The organism is Micropruina sp., assembly GCF_047606365.1.
Classification (GTDB): domain Bacteria; phylum Actinomycetota; class Actinomycetes; order Propionibacteriales; family Propionibacteriaceae; genus Micropruina.
Genome location: NZ_JASGEN010000155.1, coordinates 1 through 16,123, shown reverse-complemented (window position 1 = coordinate 16,123; position 16,123 = coordinate 1). Strand labels below are relative to the sequence as shown.

The following is a 16,123-nucleotide window of genomic DNA, read 5'->3' as shown; positions in this document are numbered from 1 at the left end:
GCTGCGAAGCCGCCTCCGCCGTCGCCCACCACTACGCCTGGCTCGGCGACCGGATCGCCCTGCACGACCTGGGCGGGCGAATCCCCACCCTGCCGTTCGGCACCGGCCGCAACCAGACTCGCCGCCTCCTCGACCTGCTCAGCCGACTCGACCGAACCACGTCCGATAAGCCCACCCTGCCCGCGCTCCGCGTCCGGCCCCACACCCTGACCTTCGTCTGCAGCCCCCTGCTCGCCACGCACACTCTGCAAACGATTGATGCCCTGCACCGGGCCGGCCACGAACTCGCCATCGTCGACACCTTCCCCACGCCCTTCAGCCAGCACCCGACCAACAATGCGAACGCGCTACGAATCCGCGCACTCGAACGCAGCCACGACCTCCGCCGCCTGCGCCAGCAAGGCATCCCGGTCAGCCGCTGGCAAGGCCAAGCCAGCCTCGCGCCGCTGCTGGCCGCCCTCGCCGCCTCCCGCGGACCACGAAAGGCCCGCCGATGACCACACAGGACCAAGCAACACCGACCATAGGGGTACCGGCGTGGATCCTCACCGCACTCCAAGCCACACTTCTGATCACCGCGACAACCGTCTGCTTCCGCGCCACCAACCACCAACACCCATGGATACTGGCGGCCGCAGCAGCAGCAGCCATCGGCTGGGCCCTCCTCCGGCCCGATTCCCCCGGTGCCGCAGCATGGATCCTGACCATGGGAGCCTGGTGGCTCACCGGCCTCGCCACTCCGACCCTCACCACCACCCTGCAGGCCGCACTGCTCGTCCTCGCCGGCCACCACCTCACCGCCGTCCGAGCAAGCAACCACCGAAACACACGACTCAGCATCGGCTACCTTGCCGCCAGCCTGTCTGTGCTCGCGGTGCTGATGCTCGCCACAGCACTCGCGGCACCACTGATCAGCCTCGTCAGCAACAGCCCCATCACCTCCGACCAGTGGACCATCGCCGCGACCTCGGCGGCCGTGGCAGCCCTCGCGGGAACCACCATCTGGCTCACCAAACATGACGATCACCAATCCGAACAGACCCGAGCCCAGAAATGACATGGGCTGAACTCCGCAGACCGAGGAGCGCTTCAAAGCCCGTCGCCTGCCCAGCCGACGGTCGGCCCATCTGCCCACGGCGACACACCTGCGCCCGAAGAAGGGCAGTCAGCACAAGGGCGTCGTCGTCACCCAGGATTCACCACAATGCTCACGCACGGCGGGCCCCAGCCTCGACAAACGGGTCAGTGTCTCCACCTGGCCCGTCCAATCAGCCGGCGAGACCTGGTCCAGGTCACCATCGACCAGCAACAGCACGGACCGGCAAACTGGGCATCAGGTGTGGGCGCTACGCCAACAGCGCTTCGACCGCCGAACTGACCCAGCAAGTTCGCGGTCCAGAGTGCCTTCGACTGCCTGCCACCAACGTCGCTCCGACAGACCCCATGCGCATCATCACCCATCGCCAATCGCACCGCGCCCGCGATGCTGCCGGCCCTGTCCGGCAGCTCCGCACAGCACGGTGGAGATATCGACTGGACTAACGGAGGACACGGCGTTCGTCCTGCGCGGAGGCGGGGCGAGACTGTCGAGACCTCTTACCGCATGGTGCTGGCGAGAGGTTTCGACAAGCTCGACCAGCGGGGGTCACGCTGATCATTTAGCTCAGCGGGCGATCAGCCGGGCCAGCCGGAGCAGGGTGGCCTGGAGCTGTTCCGGCGTCCGGTTCGGGACGCCGAAGCGCTCGATGTTCTCCTCCGAGGTGCCGGTCCAGTCGTAGGTCAGGGTCACCTCGGTGCCGCCGTCGATGGGGGTGAGGTCGTATCGCCAGGTCCAGCCCAGCGGCGGCCCGCCGACCAGGGCGGTCATCCAGGCGATGGAGCGCTGTGGGACTAAGATCGTGACGTGGTTGTCGGACCGGTATCGAGTGACCTCCGTACCGTCGTCCCAGCTCATGTTCATGGTGAACACCTGCCCGGCATGGCTGAGTAGATCCTCGGTGACGGGTGTGCCGACGGTGCCCGAGTCGTCCAGTCGGGTGTGTTGCGCCGGATCGACCAACACTGCCCAAATGGCGCCGGCACCGACCGGGATCGGCAGTTCGGCGGTGTAGACGGTGGTCATGCCGGCAGCCTACGGAAGCGCTGCGGTTCGTCGGTCGAGCGTGCCGCACACCGAGGGTTGAGCCTGTCGAAACCCGTCCGGAAGGGTCTCGACAAGCTCGACCGGCGGTGGGCTGGTTGGGGTCTCGACAGGCTCGACCGGCGGTGGCCCGGCCGGTCTCGACGGGCTCGACCGGCGGCGGGCACGGGCGAAGATCGTCATCCCGGCGAACGCCGGGATCTCGGCAGACAGCGGTTCAGAGACCCATCGGGTGCCAGACCGTCTTGATCTCCAGGAAACGGGTCATCCGGTCGAGTTCCGGTGTGGCGGCCAGGTCCTCAACACCCCGACGGCGTACCCGTTTCAGGTTGTCGGCGGCGGCGATCTCCAGGTCGCGGGCCAGGTCGGCGTCCGTCACCCCGGCCAGGTCGAGGCCGTTGACGTCCATGTGGGAGGCCAGCCACGGCCCGATCTCGGCGGCGTCCCCGGTCAGGATGTTCACCACCCCGCCCGGCACGTCGGACGTGGCCAGCACCTCGGCGAAGGTGATCGCTAGCAACGGCGCGGGCTGCGAGGCGACCACCACACAGGTGTTGCCGACCGCGATCAGTGGCGCCACCACCGACACCAGCCCGAGCAGCGGGGACTCCGGCGCGAGCACCGCGACCACCCCGGTCGGTTCCGGCGTCGACAGGTTGAAGTAGGGTCCGGCAACGGGGTTCGCGGCGCCGTCCACGTGGGCGATCTTGTCCGTCCAGCCGGCGTACCAGACCAGCCGGTCGATCGCGGCGTCCACCTCGGCCCGTGCCTCGGCCGGCTTGGCGCCGACAGCCGCGACGATCTCGGCCTCGAACTGGGCCCGCCTCGACTCGAGCACCTCGGCGACCCGGTAGACCACCTGGCCACGGTTGTACGCCGTCCGCGACGACCAGCCGCCGAAGGCGGACCGGGCCGCCTTCACCGCGTCCCGGGCATCCTTGCGGGACGCCTGCGACGCGTTCGCCAGCAGGTTCCCGGAGGCGTCGTTGACCAGGTAGGTGCGGCCCGATTCCGAGCGTGGAAAGGTGCCGCCGATGTACAGCTTGTAGGTCTTGCGGACGTCCGTGCGGCTCACTGCAGGTACCCTTCCAGCCCGTGCCGGCCGCCCTCGCGGCCGTACCCCGACTCCTTGTACCCGCCGAACGGGCTGGCCGGGTCGAAGCGGTTGAACGTATTGCTCCACACCACGCCGGCACGCAGCTGCGAAGCCATCCACAGGATCCGGGAGCCCTTCTCGGTCCAGATGCCCGCGGACAACCCGAACGGGGTGTTGTTGGCCTTCTCGACCGCCTCCTTCGGGGTGCGGAAGGTGAGCACCGACAACACCGGACCGAAGATCTCCTCGCGGGCGATCCGGTGCGCCTGGGAGACCCCGGTGAAGATCGTCGGCGCGAACCAGAACCCCTTGTCGGGCAGCGCGCAGGCCGGCGACCAGCGGCCCGCACCCTCGGCCTCGCCGATGTCGGAGAGCCGCCGGATCTTGGCCAACTGCTCGGCCGAGTTGATCGCCCCGATGTCGGTGTTCTTGTCCAGCGGATCGCCCAGCCGCAGGGTGGCCATCCGGGCCTTCAGCTTGGCCAGCACCTCCTCAGCCACCGACTCCTGCACCAGCAGCCGTGAGCCGGCGCAGCAGACGTGGCCCTGGTTGAAGAAGATGCCGTTGACGATGCCCTCGACGGCCTGGTCGATCGGGGCGTCGTCGAAGACGATGTTGGCCGCCTTGCCGCCCAACTCCAGGGTGACCCGCTTGTCGGTGCCGGCCACGGTGCGGGCGATCGACTTGCCGACCTCGGTCGACCCGGTGAACGCCACCTTGTCGATGTCGTGGTGGGCGATCAGGGCGCGTCCGGTCTCACCGGCACCGGTGATGATGTTGACCACGCCGGGCGGTAGGTCGGCCTGCTGGCAGATCTCGGCGAACAGCAGCGCGGTTAGCGGGGTGGTCTCGGCGGGCTTGAGCACCACGGTGTTGCCGCAGGCCAGCGCCGGGGCGATCTTCCAGGACAGCATCAGCAGCGGGAAGTTCCACGGAATCACCTGCCCGGCTACCCCGAGCGGCTGCGGGTTGGGTCCGAAGCCGGCGTATTCCAGCTTGTCGGCCCAGCCTGCGTAGTAGAAGAAGTGGGCGGCCGCGGTGGGCACGTCGACGTCCCGGGACTCCTTGATCGGCTTGCCGTTGTCGATCGATTCCAGCACCGCGAACTCCCGGGACCGCTCGGCCAGCAGCCGGGCGATCCGGAACAGGTATTTGCCGCGTTCGGCGCCGGACATCCGCGACCACGGGCCGAACGCCTTCCGGGCGGCCACGACAGCGGCGTCCACGTCGGCCTCGGAGGCCTCGCTGACCTGCGCCAACACCTCCTCGGTGGCCGGATTGATGGTGCTGAAGTCGTTGCCGCGCCCATCGACGAAATCGCCGCCGATGAACAGCCCGTAGGCGGGTTTGATGTCGACGATCGAGCGCGATTCCGGCGCCGGGGCGTAGTCGAAGCTGATGCTCATGGGTGTCCCTGGGTCAGTCGAGAGTGAAGTAGTCGGGGCCGGAGTAGCGTCCGGTGGCCATCTTGGTGCGCTGCATCAGCAGGTCGTTGAGCAGCGTGGACGCCCCGAATCGGAACCAGTCCGGGCTCAGCCAGTCCGGCCCGGCGATCTCGTTCACCATCACCAGATACTTGATCGCGTCCTTGGAGCTGCGGATGCCGCCGGCCGGTTTCACCCCGACCTGCCGTCCGGTGGCCAGCCGGAAGTCGCGGACGGCTTCCACCATCACCAGCGTCACCGGCAGGGTGGCCGCCGGCTGGATCTTGCCGGTGGAGGTCTTGATGAAGTGCGCGCCGGCCAGCATCGCCAGCCAGGACGCCCGGCGCACGTTGTCGTAGGTCTGCAGCTCGCCGGTCTCGAAAATCACCTTCAGGTGCGCCGTGCCGCAGGCCTCGCGGACGGCGGCGATGTCCTCGAACACCTCCAGGTAGCGGCCGGACAGGAACGCGCCCCGGTCGATCACCATGTCGATCTCGTCGGCGCCGGCCGCTGCTGCCTCGGTGACGTCGGCCAGCCGGACGCGACGCGAGGCGCGTCCGGACGGGAACGCGGTCGCCACCGCGGCCACCTTCACGTCGGAGCCCTGCAGCGCGTCCTTGGCGATGCCGACCATGTCGCCGTAGACGCAGATTGCCGCGGTGTGCGGGCAGGACGGATCGGCCGGGTCGGGACGCATCGCCTTGCTGCACAGCGCCCGCACCTTGCCCGGGGTGTCCATGCCCTCCAGGGTGGTCAGGTCGACCATGCCGATGGCCAGATCGAGCGCCCACTGCTTCGCGGTGGTCTTGATCGACCGGCTGCCCAGGGACGCCGCCCGCTGGTCGGCGCCGACCTGATCGACGCCGGGCAGGCCGTGCAGGAAACGGCGCAATGCCGCGTCCGAGGCCGTCACGTCGGCCAGGTTCGACTGCAGTGTCGTACTCACCCAGGCAGCATAGTGACCGGCTCAGACGGTTTGTTCATCCGAGTCGTCCGGGAGTCAGCTCGCTTCCGCCGCCGCCAGCCAGGCGGCGCCGACGATGCCGGCGCGGTTCTGCAACTGGGCCGGGACGATCGGCGTCCGCAGCTTCAGCTTGGGCAGGAATTTGTCGGCCTTCTTGCTGATGCCGCCGCCGACTACCATCAGGTCGGGGGAGAACAGGAACTCCACCGTCTCGTAGTAGCGCTGCAGCCGCGGCACGTACTCGCTCCACTTCAGGCCTTCGCGCTCTCGTGCGCTGGACGCAGCCCGCTTCTCGGCGTCGTAGCCGTCGATCTCCAGGTGACCGAGCTCGGAGTTCGGCACCAGCACACCGCGGTGGATGATCGCCGATCCGATGCCGGTGCCCAGGGTGGTGACGATGACCAGGCCGGGATGTCCCTTGGCCGCACCGAAGCCGACCTCGGCGACGCCGGCGGCGTCCGCGTCGTTGACCAGCACGATGTCGCGACCCAGGGCGTCTTCGAAGATCTGCTCGGCCGGACAGTTCACCCAGGACTCGTGAATATTGGCCGCCGAGATGGTGACGCCATGCTGCACGATCGCCGGAATGGTGATGCCGATCGGTCCGTCGCCGAGCTGATCAGCGAAGTTCTCCACGATCTCGCCGACGACGGCGGCCACATTCGCCGGGGTCGATTCGGACGGCGTATCGATGCGCAACCGCTCTGTCGCGAAGTCACCGGCCGTCAGGTCGACCAGGGCGCCCTTGATGCCCGAGCCGCCGATATCGATGCCGAGTGCAAAATTCGAAGTCATGACGGAACCCTAGAGGTTCCCCAGGTAGCCCTGTCGAGAGGACCGTCGCCGCTTGAGCAGTGTCTGGGAGACACCCGCCGCGAGCGGAAGGTTCCCGCCCGTCCGCTGGTGACCAAAAGAACCGTCCCCACGGTCACCGGGGACGGTTCCTTCGGTCACTGGGGACGGTTCTTTCGGTCACTCACGGCGTCGAGCTCCAGCGGATGAGCCACCGGTTGGGCGAGCGCGGCGGGGTTTGCCAGACTGTGACCGTGAGTTCATGGTTGGTGACCGGCGGTGCCGGATATATCGGTGCCCACGTGGTGCGCGCCTTCGCTGCGGTCGGCATTACCCCGGTCGTCTATGACGACCTTTCCTCGGGGTTCGCGGGCTTTGTTCCCGACGGCGTCCCGTTCGTGCAGGGCGACGTCCTCGACGTCGAGACCCTGACCGAGACACTGTCCGCGCACGATTGCGCGGGTGTGGTGCACGTCGCGGGCTTCAAATACGCCGGGGTGTCGGTGAATCGGCCGCTGCACACCTACAACCAGAACGTCACCGGAATCGCCAAGGTGCTCGACGCGATGCACCGCGCCGGAGTGAACAAGATGGTGTTCTCGTCCAGCGCCGCCGTGTACGGCACGCCCGAAACCGAGCTCGTCACCGAGGCTTCGCCGACCCGTCCGGAATCGCCGTACGGGGAGTCGAAACTGATCGGCGAGTGGCTGATCGCCGATGTGGCCCGGGCCTGGCCCGAGTTCGCCGGGGTCAGCCTGCGCTACTTCAACGTGGTCGGCTCGGCCAGCAACGAGGTCTACGACGCCAGTCCGCACAACCTGTTCCCGATCGTCCTTGAGGCGCTCATCGAGGGTCGGACGCCGAAGGTCAACGGCACCGACTACCCGACCCCGGACGGCAGCTGCGTGCGCGACTACGTCCACGTCGGCGACCTCGCGGTCTCCCATGTGGCGGCCGCCCAGGCGCTGGAGGCGGGCCGGCCGCTGCGTCCGGCGTACAACCTGGGCAGCGGCGACGGACTCAGCGTGCTGCAGATCATGGACGCCATGCGCCGCGTCACCGGCATCGAGTTCACCCCCGAGGTGGGCCCGCGGCGTCCGGGCGACCCGGCCCGGATCGTCGCCGACGGCCAAGCCGCTGCCGCCGACCTGGATTGGCAGATGCGGCACACCGTGGACGACATGGTCCGCAGCGCCTGGGACGCCCGCCGCGCCCACTAACCACCGACGCTCTTGTCGGTTGAGCCTGCCGAGACCTCTACGCGCCAGTCGGATGGTTTCGACAAGCTCAACCAGCGGTGGTTCGACAGAGCTCGAACAATCGGGGACGGTTCTTTCTCGTTCGAAACTCGCACGCCGGGGGACAGACCTCGCGAGAGAACCGTCCCTTTGACGTGCGATTTTCGCATCCGGAAGAACCGTCCCCCAATGTTCGAACCGCCCCAATGTTCGAAAGCACCTCGGTGGTCGAGGTGGTTTCGATGGGGTCAGGCGGCGGGTGGGGTCTCGAGCAGGGTGCCCAGTCGCGCCGTCCGGGCCCGTGAGGTTTCGTCGAGCAGCAGGGTGCGGGCCAGGTCGGACGAGATGTTCCGGGCCGCGCTGGTGGCCAGGATCTGGGTGGTGTGGAAGCCGACGGTGGCCAGACCGAGCCGCCGCCTGATCGGACCCTGCTCGACCGCGAGGGACTGGACGCGGGCGTGCGGCACGATCATCTGCACCCGGGTGAACCAGCCGGCGCGGGTGAGCAGCACCGAGTCGTCGTAGCCCCAGCCCACCCAGCGATGGCTGAACGGTTGCAGCCAGCGGGCCCGCTCGGGGGACGGCCGGACGTCGATGTCGTCCAGCTGTAGTCCCGGCCAGATGGTGCCCAGCACCAGTTCGACCTCGGCCCTGGTGCCGACCGGCAGCAGGATGCTGGTGGTGCCGGCCTGGTCCTCGTCGTGGGCCAGCCCGTGATTGCCCAGCACGGCCATATCCACCCGGTACAAGCCGAGCCGGCGCCACCACAGCGGCTGCGCGATCCGCAACGACTGAATGCGATGGCGCGGCACCGACTGGCTGGTCAGGCTGGTCAGTCCGCGGGTCACCTTCAAGCCCGGTCCACTGCGCAGGAACGCGTAGTTCCACTGCCCGATGACCCGGTGCAGGACGAAGCTCCACAGGCCGCCGAGCGCCGGCAGCAGCACACCGATCAACAGCCAGGGGCTGATCGCCACCGCCTCGCGGCCGCGTTCGTCGAGGGCGAGCGCAATGCCGATCAGCAGCAGCGGCACCGTCACCAGCAGCAGCTCGTGGGACAGCACCGCGCCCAGCAGCAGACGCTGCGGCGGCACCCGCACCAGCACCTCATCGGCCACGCCGTGGTCGGTGAAGACACTCGTCTGGACGTGCTGAGCCAAATCCACCGGACGGATGCCGTGGGCTCGGGCCAGCAGATAGTCCCGCACCGCCGCTGCCCGGGTGCGGGAGAGGTAGCGCAGCTTGTGTCCGCCCTCGGCACCGACGTCGATGGAGATCTCGGCCAGCCCGAGCAGCCGGGCGGCGAACGGCTCGGTGATGTCGACCGACTGGATGCGGTCGAACCGGATGCGTTGCGAGGTCTTGGTGAACACCCCGGTCTCGATCCGCAGCTCGCTGTGGTCGACGATGAACGAGGTGGCCCGCCAATCCAGGTAGGCGAAGCCGATCAGCACGAGCACGATCACCGCACCGACCGCGGTGAGCCAGGTGAGCGGTGGCAGCCGGAAGCCGTCGCCGCCGTTGAGTAGTTCACGCCCGACCGCCCAGGCCACCGCCACGACAAGCACCCAGGCGCGCACCAGCGGGGTGAGCGGGTGCGGCTTCTCGACCAGCTTGCCCTGGGCGCCGCCGGACGGCGCCGAAACAGCGGGAGCGTGGGCGCCGAACTCGGCAGCTCCGCTCACGCCGTCCGGGTTGGGTCGCCAACGCGTCAGGCGAGGATCGGGGACGCCGGAGAACCGGCTCGGCGGAATGCTCACAGGCCGTCCTGGTCGCCGATGCCGATCGCGGTCAATCGGTCGCGCAACTGCTCGGCCTCGTCCCTCGGCAGCCCTGGGATCTTGGCGCCCGACTGCAGGCTCGCTGTCACCAATTCGACGCTGGCAAGGCCCAATGATCTGGTCAGAGGCCCGCTTTCCACCTTGACGGCCTGCATCCGGCCGTAGGGAATGACCGTGAGCTCCCGGAACCACAGCCCATGGGTCAGGTACAGATCCTCGTCGCGCTCGACATAGCCCCAGGCCCGCACCCAGCGAGCCAGCCGGAACCACTGCCAGCCCGCCCAGATCAGGCCGACCGCGATCACCGCCGATCCCCAGCGCCAGTCGAGGAACAACCAGACCGGCACGGTCGCCACCCCGGTCATCACCGCCGTCGTCAGCAGCATCCGGACGCGCACCACCGTGGTGTAGGCGGGCGAGATCCGCAGCCATTCGTGCGCGGGCGGGGCGAACAGGGTGTCGTCCATGCGGTTCAGCTTAGGGATGCGCTGATCAAAGCTCGTCCATCGTCATCCCGGACTTGATCCGGGATCTCTGTCGCCCGAGAGCCCGGGATGACGTGGATGATCAGCGCTTTCCCAGGAAACAGCTGAATCTCGTCGGTCGAGCTTGTCGAGACCCCGCCGGCGAAGGAGGTTCGGCAGACCCAGCCAGTTGTCGTCCAGCCGGCCCAAGGACGAGGGGCGCCTCAGTCCTTCTTCTTCAAGCGCTTCACGCGGGCGTCGACGCCGCCGAACCCGACGAAACCGCGGAGCACGACCTTCGGGGCGCCCGGTGCCGGAGGGGTGGTGACCTTGGCGCCGGCGCCGCCGAAGACCGCCAGCGCCCGGTTCTCGAGTTCGGTCCCCTCGGGCACCAGCACCTCGATGCCGCCGAACAGGCAGAACACGTTGATCTCGCAGGTGTTGTCGGTGAAGATCGCCTCGCGGAGATCGAGCACCGTGCCGCCGAACAGGTTCAGCACGCTGAGGTTGCGGCGAGGCTGCCAACGGCCGCGCCGCTCGGTGGAGCCGAACAGGGTGACGATCAGTTCGGGTTCGGCGCCGGCCTGGCCGGGTGCCTGCGACCAGGACGGGGTGGGTGCGGACGGCGCATCCAGCGCAACCAGGTCACGGGTGAGTGGGACGAGGTCGTCGAAGGTCTCGGCGTCCGCCGCCGCCTGCATTCGCTCGGCATGTTCGGCGGTCGTGATCCGGCCCTCGGCATAGGCCGATTCGAGCAGGGTGACCACCTTGCCCCGATCGGTTTCGGAGACGGGTAGATTCCCGCCGACGGCGGGACCGACATCGCTGGGTTCGGGAAAGCTCATAAGGCTGACGCTAGTCCCGCCCGCGCCCGATGGATGGGGAGCCGGCCTCCGTCCAGGGTTGGTATCGGGGTCTCCCTGACCTCGGCGATGCATGCCCGAAGCCCCGGTCCAGAAGGTGACTGACGGGAAATCGCGCGACTGCCGCACTGCAGGGCGCCAGCGGCGTCCGTTGTGGTCAGTCAGCTCGCCCGAACCGCTGATTGTGCGCCGGACGGGGCGTTCGGGCTACACTGACCGGGCCGATCCGCGCGATCGTGCGGGCGTAGTTCAATGGCAGAACATCAGCTTCCCAAGCTGAGAATGCGGGTTCGATTCCCGTCGCCCGCTCCATAAATAGCCTCGCCAACGACGATTGGCTGTTCGATATGACAGCGGTAATCGGCAGGTTCCCGACCTGTATCCGCCATGTGCCCAAACGGAGGGGTCGCTTCGGGCCGTGAAGCCGGCCGTCCAAGGGCGCACTGCGTGGTCGGATGGCGAGGTGCGCGAGGCGCCAGGCCGCCCCGGGCTCGAACTCGTCGTCATCGTGACCTCCAGCGCCATGGGTGCGATATATAATCAGCCATATAGCTGACGAAGGAACACATCATGGCATTGACGAGCGTCGATCTGGATCCGCAACTGATCGCGCGTGCGCGCGCACTTACCGGCGAGAAGTCCAACCGGGCCGTGCTGGACCTGGCGTTACGCCGGCTGATCGCCGCCAAGCAGAAGGGCACGATGATCGACGGCATCGCGGAACTGTCCGATCTGCCCGGCGAACTCGGTGCGCCGATCGCGACTGACGTCTCCGCCGCCCAGTGACCGACTACCTGGTCGACAACTCCGTCTGGGCGAGGCTCGCCACAGGGGACCCGGTGATCACCGCGCGGCTGCGAGCCATTGAGCGCGCCCCGGCGGACCTGTTCGTTACCTGCCCGCCACAGGTGCTGGAGTTCTGCCATAGCGCCCGAACTCCCTCGGAGCACGACCGATATCGGGAGCGGATCTCCATGGGATTCCCGCTGGAGCACGCTCCCGACGAATCGCTCGTGCTGGACGTCCAGGCCGCGCTGTGGCGGGCCGGGCTCGTGCGCGCAGCCGGTGCGGCAGACATCCTCATCGCCGGATACGCCCTCGTGAACGATGCGACCGTGCTGACGGCGGACCATGACTTCGACCACATCGCGCGGGTGACGCAGCTGCGGCACGAATACATCGCGCCGGCAGACCCCACGGCGAACTCGCCGACGACGGAGTAGTCCGAGAGAGCTCGCGGCCTGGACGCCCCAATCAGTCGGCTGGGTCGTACTGCATCGCTCCGATCGCGTTCCCCGCGAGGTCTTCGAAGAAGATCAGGTGGCCGACGCCGCTGATCGTGAACCGCTCCATCAGGATTCTGCCGCCCGCCGCGACGACTGCCTGCGCGGTCGCATCGACGTCGCCGACGGCGAACGTGCACTCGGGGGTGAGGGTCGGCTTACCGGCGATGAGTTCGCGCCGCTGCTGCAATGCCCCCTGCACGCGAGGGCCCTCCTCGGTGCCGGTGTGGATGTGGTAGAAATCCGGCGGTCCCCAGGCGGTGAACGTCCAGCCGAAGACCTGCTCATAGAACGTCCGTGCGGCCGGGACGTCGTCGGCGTTGAGCGCGAAGTGCGCGAGCTGTGCTGGCATGCGCCCATGGTTTCAAGGCGACGCCTTGTCAGACCATCTAATGTGTGACGATATATGTCGAAAACACGACACGACGAACCATTGGTTCGCGGCTATGCCGTCACCCATCCGCCAGGGGCCGCGCGGCTGCCCGTCGCCGCCGGCTGGGATCAACTCGTCTACGCCGCGTCCGGGACGATGACGGTCTCCACCGCCGCCGGGTCGTGGACGGTGCCACCCGCGCGAGCGCTGTGGATACCGGCCGGGGAGCAGGTGCGGATCGTCAACCGGTTCCGAGTCGCGGTGCGGACCCTCTACTTCGCGTCCCGGCTGAACGCACTGCCTTCCGAGACGCGGATCGTCACCGTGACCGGTCTGGTCCGCGAGTTGCTGCTGCACGCGGTGACGCACAGCCCCCTCGACCTCGATGCTCCCGTCGACAGCGCTTTGCTGACACTCCTGGTCGACCAACTCCACCAGCTTCCCGACGAGCCGCTCTGGCTGCCGTCCCCGGCCGGCTCAGCCATCGCATTCACCGCCGCCGAGCTGATCCGGGACGATCCCGCACGACCCATCAGCAGTCTCGCCCGGACGGCCGGGGTCAGTCAGCGCACCCTGGAACGCGCGTTCCTCGCCGCCACCGGAATGACGCTCGGCGTCTGGCGACGACACGCCCGCATTCTGGCCTCACTGCACTACCTCGCCGCCGGCACGTCCGTCACCGAGACAGCGAGCGCCATCGGCTACAGCACACCCTCGGCCTTCGTCACCGCCTTCCGGAGCCAACTCGGTTCACCGCCGAGCAGCTACCTTCGGCACTGAGCACGCGGTTGTGTCCCGCAGTTCGGTCGACTCTTCGCCGGCGCGCTACAGTTGCCGCGGCGGTGGGGCTCGCCCTTATTACAGAACCGTTGCCACGGCAACCAACAGTCCCTACCTCGATGCACAGCGCGCCTGGGCACGGAGGTGGGGCTTTCCGCTCTCCCTTTTCGGCCATGCCTTCGCGCTCAGTCGCGCTGTTGCCGTCCGGGCTCCACCGTGGAGTCCGGCGCGACCGGAAAGGTGACGGCGATGTTCTTCGAGATCAATCACAGGCAAGTCCTGGTCAGGCCTGGCTCCGCAGCACCCGCGCGCGACAACGCGCGGCGGCAGGCGTCCGCTGCCGAAGGAGGTGCGCGATGACCAAGCGGGACACCTACGACGTCGACCCGGGTTACGGCGGCGCGGACCATCCGCATCCGCATTCGGATCCCGCGGTGGATCAGGGGTACGGCGGTGAGAACGCTCCGCACCGGCACGATCCGCGCTACCCGGGCGTCGACCCCAGCTACGGCGGGGACAGTTCGCCCGGTTACCTCCATCGGACCGGCCTGGACGAGGACGATGAGGGCTGAGTGCAGCTGACCAAAGACCGGCCCGTCGGTGAGACTCACCGACGGGCCGGCTTGTTGAAACACCCTTGTCAACGCGCTGTCGGGAGGGGTCTCGACAGGCTCGACCAGCGGTGGGTGGCGGTCTGCTAGCTGATTACTCACGTCATGCCGGGCTCTCAGGTGGGGAGAGATCCCGGATCAAGTCCGGGAAGACGACGGATCCGGGATGACGGTGAAGGGGGTTTGCTCAGCGCATCCCCAGGTGGAGGTCTCGACAGGCTCGACCGACGGCAAGGGAGGTCTCGCAGACTCCGGCGGTGTCTCGTCCGGTTCGAAAGGGACGTAACCTTGATTGGTAGCGCGCCGATCCCGCGGTCGGCGATGGATTCGCCGATGTGACGGGTTGCCGACACCGTCTTCCAACCAACCCGAAGGGAAACGCCGCGATGGGTGAGTCAGTCGTCAGCGAGAGGATGGCCAGCCTCTCAGTAGGACTGCGGCTGCTCAACGCGACGTCCGGGTCCACGACGGCGAGGGGTCTCTGATGGCGCTCAGCGTCTTGGACATGTTCACCATCGGGATCGGCCCGTCGTCGTCGCACACCGTCGGCCCGATGCGGGCGGCCGCGCTGTTCGTCGAACGACTGGACGCCGACGGCCTGCTGGAGCGGGTCGACCGGGTGCAGTCCGAGCTGTTCGGGTCGCTCGGAGCGACCGGGCACGGGCACGGCTCGGACAAGGCGGTCGTACTCGGCCTGCAGGCGGAGCACCCCGAGACCGTCGACACCGACACCGTCGATGACCGGGTGGCCGAGGTGAAGGCCGGACGCCTGCTGCTGGCCGGACGGCGTCCGATCGGCTTCTCCTGGTACGACGACCTCATCCTGCACCGCCGCCGCAGCCTGCCCGCCCACCCCAACGGCATGACCTTCCGGGCCTTCGACGGCGACGGGACGCCGCTGCGCGAGGCCACCTTCTACTCGGTCGGCGGCGGCTTCGTGGTCGACGAGCAGGCGATCGGCGTCGACCGTATCGTCGAGGACGCCACCCCGCTGCCGTATCCGTTCACCACTGGAGCGCAACTGCTGGCGATCTGCCAGGAGACCGGCCTGCGGGTCAGCGACGTGATGCTCGCCAACGAACTCTCCTGGCGCACTGAGGAGGAGTTGCGCGCCGAACTGCTGCACATTTGGGCGGTGATGCAGGAGTGTGTGCGGACCGGCTGCTCGCGCACCGAAGCGCTGCTGCCCGGCGGGTTGAGGGTGCCGCGCCGGGCGCCGAAGCTGCTCGCCGATCTGGAGTCCGCCGACGACCAGATCGACCCGATCCGGGCGATGGACTGGGTCGACCTGTTCGCGCTGGCGGTGAACGAGGAGAACGCGTCCGGCGGCCGGATCGTCACCGCACCCACCAACGGGGCGGCCGGAATCGTGCCTGCGGTGCTGCACTACTACATGAAGTTCGTGCCCGGTGCCGACTCGGACGGGGTGGTGCGCTTCCTGCTGGCTGCCGCCGCTGTGGGCATCCTGTTCAAGGAGAACGCCTCCATCTCGGGTGCCGAGGTGGGCTGTCAGGGCGAGGTCGGCTCAGCTTGCGCGATGGCCGCCGGCGGTCTGTGCGAGGTGCTGGGCGGGACGCCGACACAGGTCGAGAACGCGGCCGAGATCGGCATCGAACACAACCTGGGCCTGACTTGCGACCCGGTCGGCGGCCTGGTGCAGATTCCCTGCATCGAACGCAATGCGATCGCCAGCAACACCGCCATCAATGCGGCCCGGATCGCGCTGCGCGGCGACGGCAGTCACAAGGTGTCCCTGGACAAGGCGATCAAGACGATGCGCGAGACCGGCGCCGACATGAAGATCAAGTACAAGGAGACCTCCCGCGGCGGCCTCGCCGTCAACGTCATCGAGTGCTGATCGATGACGCCTCTTCCGACCGCATCGGATCGGTGGGCTGATGGCTGAGCCGGGCGTTCGCGCCGCAACGGTGCTGGTCATCGGGGCGGGACAGGCGGGCTTGTCGGCCGGTTACCACCTGACTCGCCGCGGCTACCGCAGTGCACTCGACGACCCCGGTGCCGGCCGCAGCTTCGTGATGCTGGACGCCGAGTCGGCGCCCGGCGGAGCCTGGCAGCACCGCTGGGAGTCGCTGCGGATGGCGACGGTGAACGGCATCTTCGACCTGCCCGGCTTCCCGAAACCGCCGATCGATCCGGACGAGCCCAGCCGCACGGCGGTGCCGCGCTACTTCGCCGCCTACGAACAGAAGCTGGCGCTACCGATCCTGCGTCCGGTCACGGTGGGTGCGGTGACTCGCGCGGACGCCGACCCCGAGGGCGACCTGCTGGTCGACAGCAGAGCGGGCCGGTGGCG

The 16,123-nt window shown here is 68.2% G+C and carries 16 protein-coding genes, 1 tRNA gene and 2 pseudogenes; 10 read left to right on the top strand and 9 right to left on the bottom strand.

Going from position 1 to position 16,123, the window contains the following annotated elements; genetic code table 11:
• Nucleotides 1-497, top strand: a pseudogene (locus QM624_RS17630) (hypothetical protein); the annotation flags it as partial.
• Nucleotides 494-1,057: a hypothetical protein gene (locus tag QM624_RS17625; protein ID WP_415094227.1), complete on the top strand. Its 564-nt coding sequence runs from the start codon at nt 494-496 to the stop codon at nt 1,055-1,057. The pseudogene QM624_RS17630 and the gene QM624_RS17625, both read left to right, overlap by 4 nt.
• 606 nt (nt 1,058-1,663) lie before the next feature.
• Here the strand turns inward: QM624_RS17625 and QM624_RS17620 are convergent.
• The 5 genes from QM624_RS17620 to ppgK all read right to left on the bottom strand — a co-directional run bounded on the left by QM624_RS17620 (nt 1,664) and on the right by ppgK (nt 6,419).
• Nucleotides 1,664-2,122 (bottom strand): SRPBCC domain-containing protein, encoded by a 459-nt coding sequence (locus tag QM624_RS17620; protein WP_415094225.1) that lies wholly within the window; start codon nt 2,120-2,122, stop codon nt 1,664-1,666.
• A 235-nt stretch (nt 2,123-2,357) separates the two neighbouring features.
• Nucleotides 2,358-3,215 (bottom strand): aldehyde dehydrogenase family protein, encoded by an 858-nt coding sequence (locus QM624_RS17615; RefSeq protein ID WP_415094223.1) that lies wholly within the window; start codon nt 3,213-3,215, stop codon nt 2,358-2,360.
• Complete coding sequence (locus QM624_RS17610; protein ID WP_415094221.1) at nt 3,212-4,642, bottom strand: aldehyde dehydrogenase family protein; 1,431 nt, start codon at nt 4,640-4,642, stop codon at nt 3,212-3,214. The genes QM624_RS17615 and QM624_RS17610 overlap by 4 nt, the downstream gene beginning before the upstream one ends.
• Before the next feature lie 13 nt (nt 4,643-4,655).
• Nucleotides 4,656-5,606, bottom strand: coding sequence for a deoxyribose-phosphate aldolase (gene deoC, locus QM624_RS17605; protein WP_415094220.1), 951 nt, complete (start codon nt 5,604-5,606; stop codon nt 4,656-4,658).
• Between the two features lie 54 nt (nt 5,607-5,660).
• Nucleotides 5,661-6,419, bottom strand: coding sequence for a polyphosphate--glucose phosphotransferase (gene ppgK / locus QM624_RS17600; protein ID WP_415094218.1), 759 nt, complete (start codon nt 6,417-6,419; stop codon nt 5,661-5,663).
• A gap of 251 nt (nt 6,420-6,670) precedes the next feature.
• Between ppgK and galE the strand changes: the two genes are divergently transcribed.
• Complete coding sequence (gene galE / locus QM624_RS17595; RefSeq protein WP_415094216.1) at nt 6,671-7,636, top strand: UDP-glucose 4-epimerase GalE; 966 nt, start codon at nt 6,671-6,673, stop codon at nt 7,634-7,636.
• 266 nt (nt 7,637-7,902) lie between these two features.
• Here galE and QM624_RS17590 read toward each other — a convergent pair whose 3' ends face one another.
• The 3 genes from QM624_RS17590 to QM624_RS17580 form a co-directional block, all read right to left on the bottom strand.
• On the bottom strand, nt 7,903-9,414 hold the full coding sequence (locus QM624_RS17590; RefSeq protein WP_415094214.1) for a PH domain-containing protein: 1,512 nt from the start codon (nt 9,412-9,414) through the stop codon (nt 7,903-7,905).
• Nucleotides 9,411-9,902: a PH domain-containing protein gene (locus QM624_RS17585; RefSeq protein WP_415094211.1), complete on the bottom strand. Its 492-nt coding sequence runs from the start codon at nt 9,900-9,902 to the stop codon at nt 9,411-9,413. Before QM624_RS17585 ends, QM624_RS17590 begins: the two co-directional genes overlap by 4 nt.
• Nucleotides 9,903-10,123: 221 nt before the next feature.
• Nucleotides 10,124-10,744 carry a DUF1707 SHOCT-like domain-containing protein gene (locus QM624_RS17580; RefSeq protein WP_415094209.1) on the bottom strand — a complete coding sequence of 207 codons (621 nt, stop codon included), beginning with the start codon at nt 10,742-10,744 and terminating at the stop codon, nt 10,124-10,126.
• Between the two features lie 256 nt (nt 10,745-11,000).
• Between QM624_RS17580 and QM624_RS17575 the strand changes: the two genes are divergently transcribed.
• The 3 genes from QM624_RS17575 to QM624_RS17565 all read left to right on the top strand — a co-directional run bounded on the left by QM624_RS17575 (nt 11,001) and on the right by QM624_RS17565 (nt 11,985).
• A tRNA-Gly gene (locus QM624_RS17575) sits at nt 11,001-11,074 on the top strand.
• A 258-nt stretch (nt 11,075-11,332) separates the two neighbouring features.
• Entirely contained in the window at nt 11,333-11,548 is a 216-nt protein-coding gene (locus QM624_RS17570; protein WP_415094207.1) for a type II toxin-antitoxin system VapB family antitoxin, read from the top strand.
• On the top strand, nt 11,545-11,985 hold the full coding sequence (locus QM624_RS17565) for a PIN domain-containing protein (RefSeq protein ID WP_415094205.1): 441 nt from the start codon (nt 11,545-11,547) through the stop codon (nt 11,983-11,985). Before QM624_RS17570 ends, QM624_RS17565 begins: the two co-directional genes overlap by 4 nt.
• A gap of 31 nt (nt 11,986-12,016) precedes the next feature.
• Here the strand turns inward: QM624_RS17565 and QM624_RS17560 are convergent, their stop codons facing one another.
• Nucleotides 12,017-12,397 (bottom strand): VOC family protein, encoded by a 381-nt coding sequence (locus tag QM624_RS17560; RefSeq protein WP_415094203.1) that lies wholly within the window; start codon nt 12,395-12,397, stop codon nt 12,017-12,019.
• 54 nt (nt 12,398-12,451) lie between these two features.
• On the opposite strand from QM624_RS17560, the gene QM624_RS17555 reads away from it, so the two are divergent.
• From QM624_RS17555 to QM624_RS17540, 4 genes and pseudogenes are all read left to right on the top strand, one after another.
• The gene (locus QM624_RS17555; protein ID WP_415094201.1) at nt 12,452-13,198 is read left to right on the top strand and encodes an AraC family transcriptional regulator; all 747 of its coding nucleotides are present in this window, start codon (nt 12,452-12,454) and stop codon (nt 13,196-13,198) included.
• Nucleotides 13,199-13,554: 356 nt separating this feature from the next.
• Nucleotides 13,555-13,770, top strand: a complete 216-nt coding sequence (locus QM624_RS17550) for a hypothetical protein (protein ID WP_415094199.1) — start codon at nt 13,555-13,557, stop codon at nt 13,768-13,770.
• Between the two features lie 523 nt (nt 13,771-14,293).
• The gene (locus QM624_RS17545) at nt 14,294-15,667 is read left to right on the top strand and encodes an L-serine ammonia-lyase (RefSeq protein WP_415094197.1); all 1,374 of its coding nucleotides are present in this window, start codon (nt 14,294-14,296) and stop codon (nt 15,665-15,667) included.
• Between the two features lie 40 nt (nt 15,668-15,707).
• A pseudogene (locus QM624_RS17540) lies at nt 15,708-16,123 on the top strand (pyridine nucleotide-disulfide oxidoreductase); the annotation flags it as partial.